The organism is Halorubrum xinjiangense, assembly GCF_900102375.1.
Lineage (GTDB): Archaea > Halobacteriota > Halobacteria > Halobacteriales > Haloferacaceae > Halorubrum > Halorubrum xinjiangense.
In genome coordinates, this window is the sequence record NZ_FNBO01000011.1 from 82116 (window position 1) to 96133 (window position 14018).

Annotated in this window: 12 protein-coding genes; 6 read left to right on the forward strand and 6 right to left on the reverse strand. The window is 49.4% G+C overall.

Translation table 11 applies throughout. The features are described from left to right. From F3H13_RS12580 to F3H13_RS12590, 3 genes are all read right to left on the reverse strand, one after another. The gene (locus F3H13_RS12580; RefSeq protein ID WP_149799364.1) at positions 1–183 is read right to left on the reverse strand and encodes a hypothetical protein; all 183 of its coding nucleotides are present in this window, start codon (positions 181–183) and stop codon (positions 1–3) included. 47 nt (positions 184–230) lie between these two features. Then, positions 231–2252 (reverse strand): DEAD/DEAH box helicase family protein, encoded by a 2022-nt coding sequence (locus tag F3H13_RS12585; protein ID WP_149799365.1) that lies wholly within the window; start codon positions 2250–2252, stop codon positions 231–233. Between the two features lie 186 nt (positions 2253–2438). Next, positions 2439–3305: a DNA adenine methylase gene (locus F3H13_RS12590; RefSeq protein ID WP_149799366.1), complete on the reverse strand. Its 867-nt coding sequence runs from the start codon at positions 3303–3305 to the stop codon at positions 2439–2441. 141 nt (positions 3306–3446) lie between these two features. Between F3H13_RS12590 and F3H13_RS12595 the strand changes: the two genes are divergently transcribed. Continuing rightward, complete coding sequence (locus tag F3H13_RS12595) at positions 3447–3647, forward strand: hypothetical protein (RefSeq protein ID WP_149799367.1); 201 nt, start codon at positions 3447–3449, stop codon at positions 3645–3647. Between the two features lie 8 nt (positions 3648–3655). Here F3H13_RS12595 and F3H13_RS12600 read toward each other — a convergent pair whose 3' ends face one another. The 3 genes from F3H13_RS12600 to F3H13_RS12610 all read right to left on the reverse strand — a co-directional run bounded on the left by F3H13_RS12600 (position 3656) and on the right by F3H13_RS12610 (position 9708). Continuing rightward, the gene (locus tag F3H13_RS12600; RefSeq protein WP_149799368.1) at positions 3656–5200 is read right to left on the reverse strand and encodes a DNA-methyltransferase; all 1545 of its coding nucleotides are present in this window, start codon (positions 5198–5200) and stop codon (positions 3656–3658) included. Between the two features lie 128 nt (positions 5201–5328). Next, a complete protein-coding gene (locus F3H13_RS12605; RefSeq protein WP_149799369.1) occupies positions 5329–8235 on the reverse strand; it encodes a DNA methyltransferase in 2907 nt (968 codons plus the stop codon). Positions 8236–8469: 234 nt separating this feature from the next. Then, positions 8470–9708 (reverse strand): hypothetical protein, encoded by a 1239-nt coding sequence (locus F3H13_RS12610; protein WP_149799370.1) that lies wholly within the window; start codon positions 9706–9708, stop codon positions 8470–8472. Positions 9709–9950: 242 nt separating this feature from the next. On the opposite strand from F3H13_RS12610, the gene F3H13_RS12615 reads away from it, so the two are divergent. From F3H13_RS12615 to F3H13_RS12635, 5 genes are all read left to right on the forward strand, one after another. Then, positions 9951–10553, forward strand: a complete 603-nt coding sequence (locus tag F3H13_RS12615) for a metalloprotease family protein (RefSeq protein ID WP_188128065.1) — start codon at positions 9951–9953, stop codon at positions 10551–10553. A gap of 232 nt (positions 10554–10785) precedes the next feature. Next, positions 10786–11247 (forward strand): 6-pyruvoyl trahydropterin synthase family protein, encoded by a 462-nt coding sequence (locus tag F3H13_RS12620; RefSeq protein WP_149799372.1) that lies wholly within the window; start codon positions 10786–10788, stop codon positions 11245–11247. Next, positions 11247–12023: a 7-carboxy-7-deazaguanine synthase QueE gene (locus tag F3H13_RS12625; protein ID WP_149799373.1), complete on the forward strand. Its 777-nt coding sequence runs from the start codon at positions 11247–11249 to the stop codon at positions 12021–12023. The genes F3H13_RS12620 and F3H13_RS12625 overlap by 1 nt, the downstream gene beginning before the upstream one ends. Positions 12024–12117: 94 nt before the next feature. After that, a complete protein-coding gene (gene queC, locus F3H13_RS12630) occupies positions 12118–12807 on the forward strand; it encodes a 7-cyano-7-deazaguanine synthase QueC (protein ID WP_149799374.1) in 690 nt (229 codons plus the stop codon). Positions 12808–13087: 280 nt separating this feature from the next. Further along, positions 13088–13960, forward strand: coding sequence for a hypothetical protein (locus F3H13_RS12635; RefSeq protein ID WP_149799375.1), 873 nt, complete (start codon positions 13088–13090; stop codon positions 13958–13960). Positions 13961–14018: the final 58 nt, after the last annotated feature.

Below are 14018 nucleotides of genomic sequence, written 5' to 3' on the forward strand. Positions count from 1 at the left end.
TTAGTCCTCTGTACCGGTTGCTTCCTTTATCATGTCCTTGTATTCAGACTTGTATCCAAAGTTCTCAAGATCGATGTGCTTGCGTTCATGTGAGAGAACACTTCTGATGAACTGTTTTCTCTCTGAGTCGTCTATCTTTTCCACCTCGTCGGTAATGAGCCGATTGACCGTTTCTTCTTCCATCTATACGATCTAACTATAGACCTAATGTTATCTCTTGTGGTGAACTCTTACACTTGATATTCGGTCCGGATTCTTTGGATAGCCATGCGAGCCGATCGCTCATTTTTAGCATTCTCAACGAATTCTTCGAACCGATCTAGTTCTTTTCTAATAATATTTCTCTCAGATTCAAGCAACTCTGCGTCTGGGTTCATTGTGGGTACAACAATCATATCATATATCTCTGCGTAATCGACATTCGAATCCGGATCTTTTCGGAGAACTCTGCCACGCCGCTGTACAAACTGCATCGGATTCTTACTATTAGACATTAAGATAGCCTGTCTCGTGGACGGAACATCGACCCCTTCGTCAAGGCACTTCATGGCAACAAGCGCGTCATACCTTCCACCTGCGAACGAATTTAGTAGCTGCTCGCGTTCGTCATCGCCCTCTGTAGCGGTGAATCGATGCTGAATGATGCCCTCGTCGGTCAATATTTTTTGGACTTCGTCAATTTGCTCGTGATTTGTATATACCAACAGATGATCTACATCGATAGATCTCGTTATGTCTTGTAATTCCGAAAACTTGTTTTCAGCACTTTTCAATATCTGAGCCCGTTTTTGAAGGAGTCTTTCAAGTACCTCCTCGTCATCTTCATCGTCATTCTGTAGTTTAATGATTCGATGAGTGTACTCTCGGTATTCCTCGAGTTCTTCAGGCATCATTTCAACAATTCGTGGGTAATACTTGTACTCTGAGAGATACTCCGGGATCGCGTCGGCAAGTGTGTACTTGTAGACTGTCCCGTCAAAATACCTCAGTAGGAATTTTGATCCCTCCTCGTCGTAATATCGCTCTGGTGTCGCTGAGAGGCCAAGCCGAAAGTCATAGGCAGGCATGAGGCCTTTTTTTAGATATTCTGAACCGAGGTTGTGAACTTCATCTGCTAAAATGAGTGTTTGCCCGTCGATATTGGAGACTTGCGATCGGAATTTTTCTTTTGCACCGGTGACATGCGTTGTGATAATGATCTCTAAATTAGAAAACCCATGCTCAAAGCTAGAGACCGCATTTTGGAGATCCTCATACCAGTTGGGATTTCTCGATCCATAACAGTAGGTCGGACTCTTTAACCCAAAGTCAGCTAGACTATCGGCCCATTGCGGTGCTAAGTGCCGCATAGGGACCGAAATAACAATGAAAATTGGTTCATCATTAGTGGAAAGGAGTTCATCTAGGGCACCAAGAGCGGTGAACGTCTTTCCGGTTCCCGTTGCCATCTCAAACAGACCACGCTTCCCGTTGGCAAACCACGAATCTACGGCTTCTCGTTGATAGTCGCGCAGAACGATTGAGTTGCTCTCATTACCAGCTCCATCGGAGAGCTCATAAGGTCGATCGTCTGTAGTTCGAAGATCAATTAATTCTCGGCGTATCCCTGAGGGGATACTGTAGACGGAGACATTGGGCATTTCTCCGGCCCACATGCGATCAAACCGTTCTTCGTGTTTTTCGACACGTTCGGCATCAGTATCATTTCGCCAGTCGCAGAACACGTCGTACGATTCGTAGTTTCGCTGAGCGTGAAGACTGTCATTCTGCGACCCATGAAAAGCAACCTTGTTCCCATCAGCATCATAAAATATACCCCATTTATCATGGAATTCACCGGAGAGACCATTATCGGGAACGGCAAAACGAAGTTCAATCAATCCGTCAGCGATTAACCAGGCTAGAGCGTTCTGTGTTTCCTCGGCTAGTGATTGTTCAAGGTCATCGATAGAGCTCTCTAGACTTTCTTTGAGCTTTTCATCTCGCTTTGCCTCGTCACCTTTTTTGAGGCCTTCCAAGGACGTCTCATCTAGGATCGGACTAGTCAACCATTTTGACTTTCCTCCGTTCTCTGCTAATTCTGCGATGCCTCTAGCTGCTGACTCCACCCAGGAGCTCGAAAAGAATCCCACACCGCGTTTGTACGTTGTCGAGCGTGAAAGCATCGGGACGTAGAATTCGTCGATGAAATTCGTGGAAGCGGTGTCGATAACTCCTGGTAGATCAAGATCTTTGAACGAAGGTGAGGCCATGGGTGGACTTCTTTCTGTTGTATCTTAAGTTATCCGGCATGTCAAATAGCACTCGTTTCTATGAAAACCAAAATTAACAATTTCTTATGTATATATGCTATTGCTTGGTTAGCTGATGCTCTGAGTTCCTAATACGTAGAATGAGACACTCACTATGTTGGACGTGATATAAATGGGTAGATCATATTACACATAGTCTTGGAGATTCTGCTGTTGCTGCTGTTTCGTAGGTACGTTGGTTATGATGACTTCAGCGACGTCACCGCGGCTATCTGCGTCGCTGTTAATCATTCTCGCCGCATCAACGTAATTAACCGAAAAATCGGGGAGGTCTTTGTATAACTCCCATACTGGCGGGGAATTCGAAATTACTACGTGGATTCCGGCATCATTTAATTGAGCTCCAATGTCTCGGAGTCGCTCTTGATCGGACTTATCAAATCCTTCCGATTGATATTGAGTAAAGTCCGCGGTTTTTGAGACCGGTTCGTACGGAGGATCGAAATAAACAAGATCGTTTGATGTGGCCCGATCTATGATATAACTGAAATCAGTATTGCTTATACCAATATCCTCAAGAATAGCACTTGCAGCCCGAATTTGCCGTTCACGGATGTAATCTGGGTTGCTATGTTCTCCGAATGGCACATTAAATTCTCCCGACTGATTTTCCCGGTAGAGGCCGTTGTAGCCGGTGCGATTGAGATACAACATGAGACTAGCTTCTTCGATCTCTTGGTTTACAGTACGTTCCTCAAGTGTGTGTAATTCGTTAAATCGATCGCGTGCTTCGTAATAATACTCTTCTTCGTACGTGTGAATTTCGTTCTCCTCAATAAGCCGTTCAGGATAGTCACGGATAGTTTTGTAAAAATTGATGAGACGTCGATTTAGGTCGTTGATCGATCCACTCGCGGGTTCTAGTTCGAAGAAAACAGCGCCACCACCTATAAACGGTTCATGATACTGGTCGTATTCAATTGGAAAGTGGGAACGGATATCAGAGAGCAGTTGTCGTTTCCCACCTACCCATTTGAGAATTGGGTCGGCCATTTACTCAACTCTACTATCCCCACCGAATAAACCTAAGGTTCTGGTGATTGTTCCAAACAGGCTAATATCATCACAATCCGGAGGAATGGCGTTTACATCACCCGCTACTATTTTGCGGATGCCCACGTAGTATGATGTAATATGAGTGAATCAAAACACGCTACGATGGACATGTACGAAGAAAAAGCCATGATGCTTGTTGAACAGCTAATTGAGAAAGAGCTCGTCGAAATGCCCTCTAATGAGCCTGTGTTAGTACACGTCCCGACAGGTACTCAGTTTAGTTCAGTGCAAAACCTTGCCTATTATCATCTTGGTTGGAAGGCAGGAACTACAGAATAACAACGATACTACTCGAACGAATTTAGGCCCACTTGGTTGCCTATTTGCTCCTGTTCACGCTTGTCCATCGGATTCTCTACTTGGATGTTAAGATTCGAGACAAGTGGGGGGCGAGTTTTGGACCAGTACTGTAACCAATCATTACTGGCGACACAGTCGATCCACTCCTCAAGCACCATGTCGGATTCGGCCCAGTTGTGTTTGCCTTGGTAGAGATACACTTCTTCATCAAGTAACGAGGGTGGGCTAGTACGAAGTTTATCGAGATATTCAGAGACCGTACTAGATGTACATTCGAAATCAACTCCATAGTAGTCGCCAGATCCTTTGTCTTCTGAGAGCATTCCCTCCTTCGCTGCTTCCATTGACTCATCACTGATTCTCACACCTGACTCACAGATGAACTCAAGGTTAGCATCCGGATCCGACTCCTGATCAAACTGTGCGGGATCACTGGTAGCCTGTATAAATTCGATTTGACCTTCACGAAGACTGTTTCTATCAGTTGCGATCAGTTCCTTGTAGAGTTCATAAGCGTACTTGTGGATGCGTAACGCGTAGATTCGATCTTGTAGAAGCGCTTGCTCATCTTGGAGTGTCGATTGGACACTACCAACTTCGCGCCGTGCGGTAGGAAGGACGTGATCTTCGTAATATTCAATATATTCTTCATTAAGTTCAAATCCCAATGGTTTTCGACCAAGTGCTTCTGCGATAGCGAGCGTTGTACCAATTCCCGCGAAGGGGTCGAAGACAACGTCACCGGGATCAGAAGCGAGGTGGACAATCCGCCGAACAAGTCCCTCGGGAAACGGGCTGGGATGGTAGCTGACTTTCGGTCCCCACTGACCTTGTTTCGGAATAGGGAACTCCCAGACGTTACTCGGAACAATTCCTTTCGGACTGTATCTTTCTGGGTAGTTCACCCACCACTTTTTGAATTCATCGGGATCGGTGATCCGAATTGCGTCTTTGTTGTACGTAAACTCATCCGTTTTTGAGTACATTGTAACGTGCTCGTACACATTCCGTAACCGGCCTTTCTGGTGCCACGGACGTGTGCGAAGTTTGTCCCAGATGATGTTATCTTCCATACGCCAAGACTCAGGCAGTGGATCATGAACTTCACCACACGCTTGACACACGAGGGTTCCGTTACCTCGGTTCCGATGGAGGGCCCCATCACAGTCAGGTTCAAGACACGTTTCATGATTTTGTAGATTTTCGAGTTCGTCGGCAATATCGAATGGCAAACGAACGACCCGACCATTTGTTTTGTATGTATCAGTGACTATCCATAGCGTACAGTCGTCAGCAGCGATTTCGTAACATTGCTTGTATATCGATCTGATGTCCTCAAGAAATGATTCGTAGTTCTGCTGCCCGACCTGTTCGTCGTGATCGCCATAATCGATCAAGTCTGCGTACGGCGGAGATGTAATGATTGTATCGACGAGGCCATTTACGTCATCAAATTCAGATTTCAGGCGTGATTTCAGCTCCCGTGAATCGTGCTGATAAATACGAAAACGAGAGTCTGGCTCGTCGGTCATTTGCTCGTCAGTGACGATGGCAGGACCACTGATAAATGAGTTGGTACTCGGGCCATGCGATGCTTATGATGACGTTGTATACTGAGTAAAACGGTCAAGAACTACGACACTACTTGGATTCTCCCTAGCTATAATGATTCAATCACTGACTCGAGTGATTTAGTGGACGGCTTAGTGAGCCGAAATTCATGATTGCCGGACAACGGTCGAGAAATAGTATCCATCGAGTGTTTCGGATGATTCACCTCAAGACCGATGTTTGTGACAATCGGGGGAGTTTCATCGTCTGTATATCGTTGTGTCCACTCTGTACCTGACTGTGTCATAGATTTCCACTTTGAGAATGTGATTGTCTCCGTGTACACGTAATGTCGTCCATCTTCATACACGAACAGATCTTCTGGTAAGTGCGTGTATGTACCGTCTGTGACCTCTGTTGTGAATTCGTCGGTCGTCAATATAATGGGACGGGCCTTAACACCAAACCCGGAGCAAGGTCGCATTGTTGTTACTTCTTCGGCAGTCTCATGATACGTGAGTGCATCACGAGCTGTTGTTTCCTCATCGACAATTAACACGATGTCGACTTGCCCGTGCGTATCAGGCGCAACCGATTGATATCCGATATCTCGACTTACCAGAAAGATTGTGTGTACATCGAGCTGAGCCGGGCTCGAGAGTCCGAGTTCCCCCGCAAGTGACCGAATTAGTTCGCGCGCATACTTCGTCTGACGCAACCCACAGATAATCCGATCTAAATCGTCCTGTGTTACAGATGTCTCTTCACCCTTTTGCTGAGACCTGAGGTGCTCCCGGAGTTTTGGGTATGCGTCACAGTACTTTTTATTGAGCTCAATTCCAATCCCATTTCGATCCATGAGTTCAGCCTGTGCGATAGTGACGCCCGACCCAGCAAACGGATCCAACACTACATCATTTGGATCTGTTGAGAGTGTTAGAATTCGCTCAACGAGTGCAGGTGGGAATGCAGCCGGATGGTCAAACACGTCTACGTCACCGGTGAAAGAACCGCGTGTTGGTGGTTCAAACTCCCAGATATTTTCGGGGAGCTTGCCACGTGGATGATACCGCTCAGGAAAGTCCGCCCACCATTGTTTGAATTCATCTGGGTGTGATTCGCGGATCCTATCCATCTTCAAATCAAAATCAGGGTTTTTGCTGAAACAAAGAATATATTCAAACACATTTCGAAGCCGTCCTTTCTTCGTGTACGGGAGCGCTTTGTTTTTGTTCCAAACGACGATATCTTGAAGGATCCACGATTCGCTATTCTGTATAGGATGATCACAGTGTGGACAATTCATTTTGCGCCCCTCTACCATATCTACACCTCGTAAGAGGGTACTCTCACAACTTGGACATTCTATGCCGTGATCGAGATTTTGGCAGACTCTGGCGATATCAAACGGGAGCTGAACAATTTCTCGATTCCGTCTAAATGTATTAACAACGATCCACAGCGATCCGTCCTGTTTCGTCAGTTCATATACATCTCCGAATACCTCCCGGAGTTCATTAAGATATTCCACATACGAGCCGTGTTGTCCCACTTCGTCGCCGTCATCCGAGCCATACTCTTTCAAATCGTAGTACGGTGGTGACGTAACGGTCGTATCTAGGAGTTGCTCGTCACTCTCTGTCGTATTTTCTTCGTAGGTACGGAGCTCGGAGATGGCACTCCGTGCATCTGCATTATGGAGCCCGAATACGTCCGAATCGCTATCAATCGTTGTGGACTGATTACGGGCTTCTGTCGTCTCATCTTCCTCTTGCGTATTATTTTCCCCCGATGCCCCACCAGTCGAAATCCGTTTCCCGTACTCACGCCCTTCAGGAAGGAATTCCTCCCTAGACAGTTCAGCTTGAATCTCTCTCCATAATTCGCTGTTCGTATCTATCCGAGTTTTCTTATTATCTGTTGGCACCTCTTTGGTGTCGCCTATCGGTATGATTTGGAGGGTTCCTCCAAAGTAATTATACTGATTATTTCGTGTGAGATCAAACACGTCCTCAAATACAGAGGTCATTAAGACCCGACCGTTCGCATATATGTCGACGCCCTGCCTGTTTTGACTCGGACGGTATCGGTACCGGAATTTCCCGCTTTGCGTGAGTAATCCCGGATACTCCTCTTCAGCACGGTCCGTCATCGCATCAATGTCTAGCGATCCTGATTCGTACTCTATCCTGTATTGTTCACCTCTCGGTGTTGTTACCTCGAATTTATGGCTCTTTTTTTCGGTCTCATCAGAATATCTCGGCCAGATTGGAACCGTATCGAAGCAATCTCGCTCATTTGTTTCGAGATCGTGATAGCTCACCACGATTCGGTTATCTTCACGCGCGGACAATAACCGGCGGAATAGTGTGCCTAGTCGCTCACGGATATATTGGATTTTCTTGCCGAGTGACTCCGCTGAGGGCCACACATCACTATCGAACTGCGATCTAGCACAGGTAGCATGTACACGTGTCCCGTGATCTGCTTGATTTAACTCAGAAATTTTGTCAGGGACTCCGATTTCCCAATCGTTGTCACTCCCACTAGAAATGGGAAGATCTCCCGTAATAGGCCCATCTACACGCAAGCAGTCGCTTGTATCCGTCTGTGTTATGAGTGTGAATTGATTTGTATCATTCTGAAGTTCGCGCTGTTTGAGAGACTCCTCAAACCATGCGAGGCTGGCTTTGAGACCCCATCCGACATTATTCAGAATACCTTCCGAAATCTCCTTATTTCCGGTCCGAAACACGTGATTTTGGAGTTGCTCACGAGTGATCCCCGGTCCATTGTCGGATATATAGGTGGTGACTGTATCTTCGCCCCGCACAAAAGTTAGAGAGATGGTCACTTGTTCATGTGGGTCCTCAAAATATGATTCATCAGCTACAGATGCAGCAACTGAGTTATCAATTAGTTCTTGTAACGCGTCTAAATATGTCTCATGTTGCTTCGCCATTCCTGAAGCAAGCATTTCTAGTTCAACAGCTGATTCACATGTCTCACTACCCATGTATCGAAACACACCTACTGAGATGAATGTTAGATACCATTCTACGTTCTTGTCGACACCTGTGACTGAGAGATCTTTAATCTATGTGATTACGATTTATTTCTGAGTGAAACCAATCTGATAGAGAAACGGTGGTATGGTTCGTTTGATATAATCACATAGAAATTCTCCCAAGAACCATTTTTGTGCTGATGTTCTGTTAGCTACTTTGTTTCGCAATATCATATAGACTGTTCAAGATAGTGTATCAACAGCCTGCTCCAACCGCCATTCGTTGCTCAACACCTCTCCTTTGTCGTCGGTCCCACCAGTGGTGAGAATCCCGAGGTGGTAGAGCTGATACTTGAATTGGAAGTGGATACCGGACTTGTACACTGTCGGGTCTGTGAGCACGGGCTGGTGAATATCACCGTCAGCGGTGAGAACGTCGTCCCGTCGGTTCTGGGTGAAGAATACCTCGACGGCCAGCGGCTGGTTGATGTGTGTGGCTTCGAGCGCGACGTCGGCGAGCGACACATCACGGACGCCACTGTCGTGGAGGCGTTCAAGCGCGGTGACGATGAGCCTCGTGGGCTCATATTGAATGGCGACGGAGCGTGCGAGCTGTGCCCATCTCGGAGCGAGTTCGGTGAATCGCGTTCGGCTACCAGTCCACGTATCAAACTCTGTGAGCGCAGCCGTGACACTCCCATGCTGATCGCGGGCGAAGCGAACGACTTCTGCGCCGAGATGTGTGAGCGAATCGCCGGTGGGCTGATCGTCGACAAGACTCAACAGGATCGCGCCGCGCCGGCCACCCGAAATAGCGTTGATGACGTTGTCGGCGTAGACGGCGTCAGTGTCTCCATCAGCAGCAAGCGCAAGCGCATACCCCAGGTAATTCTTCGGATGATTCACCGGGAAGCTGCCGTCGGTGAGCCGATGCGTCGTGGCTTGGAGTCGCACCGCGTCGATCGTGGTTGAGAACTCACCGGCACCAGTGACGCGAGCGGGCTCGACGACGCGTGCCGTGTCGGTGGTGTCGACAGCAATAAGACCGACGTTGAGGTTCCGGGCTTGTGCGCGCGCCGCGTCGGTAACACTGGGAGCCGGCGCAGCGACGTACCCCAAGTTGACCTCTGGGAGGTGTGCGTGGGCCTGGGTGATGCCGCGAGCGACGTCCGCACCGCTCGGGTCAGTGCTGTGGCCTTTCGCCTCGATCACCGTGACTGGTGTCGTGGCTGCGTCACCGTTTAGCACATCGGTAGCGGGCATGCCGACGCCGAGTAAGTCGGGCTCGCCGGCAGCGAGCCGGATCGTGTTGTACGGCGCGAGCCGGTCACGGAGCGCATCAGGAATGGTCCATCCACCCCATGTGGATTGTGTGAACTGCGTTTCCGTGACCGCGTACTGATCGGGGGTCGTGTCGATATCAGGATACAGTGTGTCCTTCGCGGCAGCAAGCACCGTTGGCTCGGCGAGCGTGACTGCCATTGTCCTGTCCATTGATGGATAGCTGATATAGTTGGGGGGATCGGGATACCAACAGCACACAATGTGCTTATACGCACTCCATCGTGTCTCTACCAACCGGTTTGACCGATTGATGTTACTGGTGAATCGGACCTGAGAACTGTTCTATTAGAGCGTCATAACAAAACCAATTCTATCTGGCTTGGAGTAACAATATAGTCAATGAACATTCATTAATGTGTCCACCAGAACAGAATTATATCATGCGTCGGCCTGACTCGGTGCCTTCCGGATACACACAGCCCGTAAAGATTAGTCAACCAAATTGGTTGTTAAACTTAATAAGTCTCGTTTTCCTTGTCGGAGCAACAGTCGTTGTGGTGTTGGTTTCTTCAGGGATCATCTCACGGGTGGCAGCTGATCCATTGATAATTCTCGGATATAGCACCCGTCAGAGTGGGTACCTCGTTGTTTTGCTATTGGCAGTCTCTTTGGCAACCTTCGAGATACATGAGCAGTTACATCGGTTGTTTGCGAAAGGACTGGGTTTAGAACCGATCTACTACCGACTGAAGGGGCATGTTGTGGTGCGGGAGACGTGGATATCCCGTCGAGAGCTCAATCTGATGACTGCTGCACCGATTTTTATGATTCAGTTACCTGCGCTACTGATTCTCATTATCGCTTCTGGCACGTTAGGGGATATTGCTGAGCTTGCGTTCATAATGAATGCAGGATTTATTGCGAAAGATGCCACTGACATCATCTTCCATTTCCGATTACCAGAAGAGACGCAATTTTGGATGTCTGACCTTGGAGAGGAGACTGTTGGGTACTTTTCAGCAATGTACCAAAATTCAGACTGACCGATATTGAGGGCTTTATATAATCCGTCACAAGGAATTTTTCCGTTGAGGTGATTATAACAGAGCTGTTGGGGTAACCCTGAGACGTTATCTGGGCTGTCGGGCGCAAAAATGTCGTTATCTGTAGGAATGCTATATTGATCGGAGCTGAGTCAGAGTTCGTCATGTTATGAGAATTTCAGCAAAGCCGGTGAAACTCAATACTTATATTTGCTCATAATATTCTTTGAGTATGTCTCAGAGCATACCTCAAGATGACTCTATAGCAGTGGATTTGGCAGAAGCAGGCCAACGAACCCTCCACATCGGAGCAGACAACCCCATCCGAATCAGCTCGGGCCATCGAATTCTTCATCACAACGGGAAGTGCTCGCGGCCACACGGTCACAACTACGAGATCACCGTCGAAGTGACCGGGGAACTCACCGAGGAAGGGTGGGTCGTCGACAAAGGCGACGTCACGGACGTCATCGACGCCTGGGACCACCGGTTCCTCGTTGAGGAAGGCGACCCGCTCGTTGACGCGTTCGAGCAGGCCGGCGACGGCGACGCCCTCGTCGTCCTCGATCACCCACCAACGGCAGAGGTGATGAGCGTCCTCCTCGAACAACGGATGCTTGAGGCGTTCCCAGACACCGTCTCGGACGTGTCGGTGTCGGTGAGCGAAACCGGCGAGCTCTGTGCGACTTACTGATGCCGGTCGCAAGTGACGTCGAGGAGCCCACAGCAGACGCTGACGCGGCTGATGAGGGCCTCCCGATCAACGAGGTGTTCTACTCGTTGCAGGGCGAGGGAACGCTTGCTGGCGTCCCCTCTGTCTTTGTGCGGACCTCTGGGTGTAACCTGCGGTGTTGGTTCTGTGATTCGTACCATACGTCGTGGGAGCCGACCGGAGCGTGGCGCGACGTCGACTCGATCTTGGAGGAAGTCCGCTCCCACGAGCAGGCGAACCACGTCGTACTCACGGGCGGCGAGCCACTCATCCACGAGGAGTCCGTCGAACTCCTCGAACGGCTCGACGAAGAGGGGTATCACACAACAATCGAGACGAACGGGACGATCTACCGGGATGCGCCGATCGATCTGGCGAGTATCAGCCCAAAGCTGGCGAGCAGCACGCCGACACCGGAACGTGACCCGAAGGGGGAGGGCGAGTGGGAGGAGAAACACGAACAGAATCGGATCGACATGGATGCGCTCTCCCAGATGGTCGATGCGTACGAGACACAACTCAAGTTCGTCGTGACCGACGAATCGGATCTTCCGGAGATCACGGACCTAGTTGACCGAGTGCGAGAAGCGACGGCGACGACCGTCGCCGATGATGACGTGTTGTTGATGCCGGAGGGCATGACTCGGGAGCAACTCGACGGGACGCGAAGCGAGGTCGCCGAGTTAGCGATGGAGTACGGCTACCGGTACACGCCGCGACTGCACGTGGACCTGTGGAACGACGCCCCGGGAACATGAGCGTCGCCCAGAGACAGCCTGGTCGAGATCGTGTGGTGGCGGGAGTGCGGTGTGGTGAACAGAGCGATAATCGATTCGACACAACTGAGCAGATATGAGCAACAAAAGCGCGGTCATTCTGGTGTCCGGCGGGATGGATAGTGCGACGGCTGTCTACGAGGCGATCGAGCAGGGGTACGAGCCGTACTTCCTCCACACGTCGTACGGGCAGCGCACGGAAGACAAAGAGTACGAGTGTGCACAGGCGCTTGCTGAGGAGGTCGATGCGGCTGATTTCTTCCATATCGAGACGGGGCACCTCTCGCAGATCGGGGCATCGAGTCTGACGGACGAAGAGATGGATGTGGCTGACGCGGATATGGAAAGCGACGAAATTCCGACATCGTACGTCCCCTTCCGGAACGCGAACCTGTTGTCGATGGCGACGTCGTACGCGGAGGCGACTGATTCCGAGGCGCTGTTCATTGGGGCGCACTCCGAGGATTTCTCCGGGTATCCCGACTGCCGCCCCGCCTTTTTCGACGCCTTTCAGAACGTGATCGATGTCGGCACGAAACCAGAGACGGAGATTGAGTTGAAAGCGCCGTTCGTCGAGTGGTCGAAGACGGAGATTGCGGAGCGGGGATTGGAGCTCGGGGTGCCGTACGAGATGACGTGGTCGTGTTACCGAGACGAGGAACCGGCGTGTGGAACGTGTGATGCCTGTGCGTTCCGGCTTGAGGCGTTCCGGAACGCTGGGTCACGCGATCCCATCGAGTATGCTGAGCGGCCGGAGTTTTCGTGATGCGCTTCTACTGAGTAGTCACCCGCAGTGCCGTAATTCACGTTGTGTGGTGCCTGCGTACTTCGGAAGTACAGAGATGGAATATAGTGCCGGACACTGTAGAAGGTCTGTGAATGTTCCTCAATACGACACTAATCAGAGTCAAGTTATGCCGTGGCACGATTTTGTTTTTGATAATCTGTACATCACTATTATCAATATATTATTTGAAAAACAAGTCGGTGTATTCAAAATGAAAGCAGCATGTGCTTGCTTGGCATGTAGTGGAGGCGGTGAGCGTATGGCTGAGTTCTTTGACCGGGGTTGGATTGTCGGTCACTACGATAACAAAGCAAGCTACGATAGTGAGGACTACAAGCAGCGTGGCGCAAATCAGCTTGAGTTGATGCGTGACTGTGCAGAATCTTCTGAGCCACAGCTGTGCTCCCTCCGAGTGGCAAAGAAAATCAACATTCCTAATAAGAAGACATCGGAAGGACATCCGATTACATCTGAACACCGAAAAATTGCGGTTGTAGAACCCGGAACGACTCCATTATATGGGTTCCACGCCGACGAAGGCGGCTATAGGACATTCCCTGTTGGGCAGGAATCGGAAGCGCAAGATGCGTTCGATCAATCAGCAGCAGATTATCTGTACAAGATCGTTCCAATGAGTGGTGAGCCTCAAGTGATCTCGGGCTCCGAATACCGACTTAACGAGTACGAGACACCAAACACGTTCTCGCCTTGGAATACCTTTGCTCCTCAGCTTGAGGCACTATACAATGGAGACGATCTGCCTGAGTTGAGTCCTACATCATACACTAGTGACCAGACAGAATTACTGTGCGAGGAGTATATTCGAGAAGTCATCCCGGAATTTTTCCCGCTAATTCAGACTGGTGGGAGTACAGGGACAAACCAAGGTGTCGATATACTGGGAGAAGCATCGGGCAAGACCATAATTGGAGAAGTTAAAAACAAGAGTCAAATCGAAGATGCTGTCCTTACGACGCTTCGGAACTATACCGCAGATGAAGTCGATGCATATTATTTCGTCAGAGGGGGTGGCTCTGCTGATGGTGTAAATGTCATATCGATTGAGACAGTTCTAGAGGAACTTTCGAACAAATACAACGGCCAAATGCTTGAGCGAATGACAACGTACTGAGTTCGATTCAACGGTACCTCCTCGGGTATCCCTGCCGCTGGTGGATTCAATAACGCGG

Coding starts and splice junctions, on each gene's coding strand:
- F3H13_RS12580 (WP_149799364.1), bottom strand. CDS start 183: ATGGAAGAAGAAACGGTCAATCGGCTCATTACCGACGAGGTGGAAAAG.
- F3H13_RS12585 (WP_149799365.1), bottom strand. CDS start 2,252: ATGGCCTCACCTTCGTTCAAAGATCTTGATCTACCAGGAGTTATCGAC.
- F3H13_RS12590 (WP_149799366.1), bottom strand. CDS start 3,305: ATGGCCGACCCAATTCTCAAATGGGTAGGTGGGAAACGACAACTGCTC.
- F3H13_RS12595 (WP_149799367.1), top strand. CDS start 3,447: ATGAGTGAATCAAAACACGCTACGATGGACATGTACGAAGAAAAAGCC.
- F3H13_RS12600 (WP_149799368.1), bottom strand. CDS start 5,200: ATGACCGACGAGCCAGACTCTCGTTTTCGTATTTATCAGCACGATTCA.
- F3H13_RS12605 (WP_149799369.1), bottom strand. CDS start 8,235: ATGGGTAGTGAGACATGTGAATCAGCTGTTGAACTAGAAATGCTTGCT.
- F3H13_RS12610 (WP_149799370.1), bottom strand. CDS start 9,708: ATGGCAGTCACGCTCGCCGAGCCAACGGTGCTTGCTGCCGCGAAGGAC.
- F3H13_RS12615 (WP_188128065.1), top strand. CDS start 9,951: ATGCGTCGGCCTGACTCGGTGCCTTCCGGATACACACAGCCCGTAAAG.
- F3H13_RS12620 (WP_149799372.1), top strand. CDS start 10,786: ATGTCTCAGAGCATACCTCAAGATGACTCTATAGCAGTGGATTTGGCA.
- F3H13_RS12625 (WP_149799373.1), top strand. CDS start 11,247: ATGCCGGTCGCAAGTGACGTCGAGGAGCCCACAGCAGACGCTGACGCG.
- queC (WP_149799374.1), top strand. CDS start 12,118: ATGAGCAACAAAAGCGCGGTCATTCTGGTGTCCGGCGGGATGGATAGT.
- F3H13_RS12635 (WP_149799375.1), top strand. CDS start 13,088: ATGGCTGAGTTCTTTGACCGGGGTTGGATTGTCGGTCACTACGATAAC.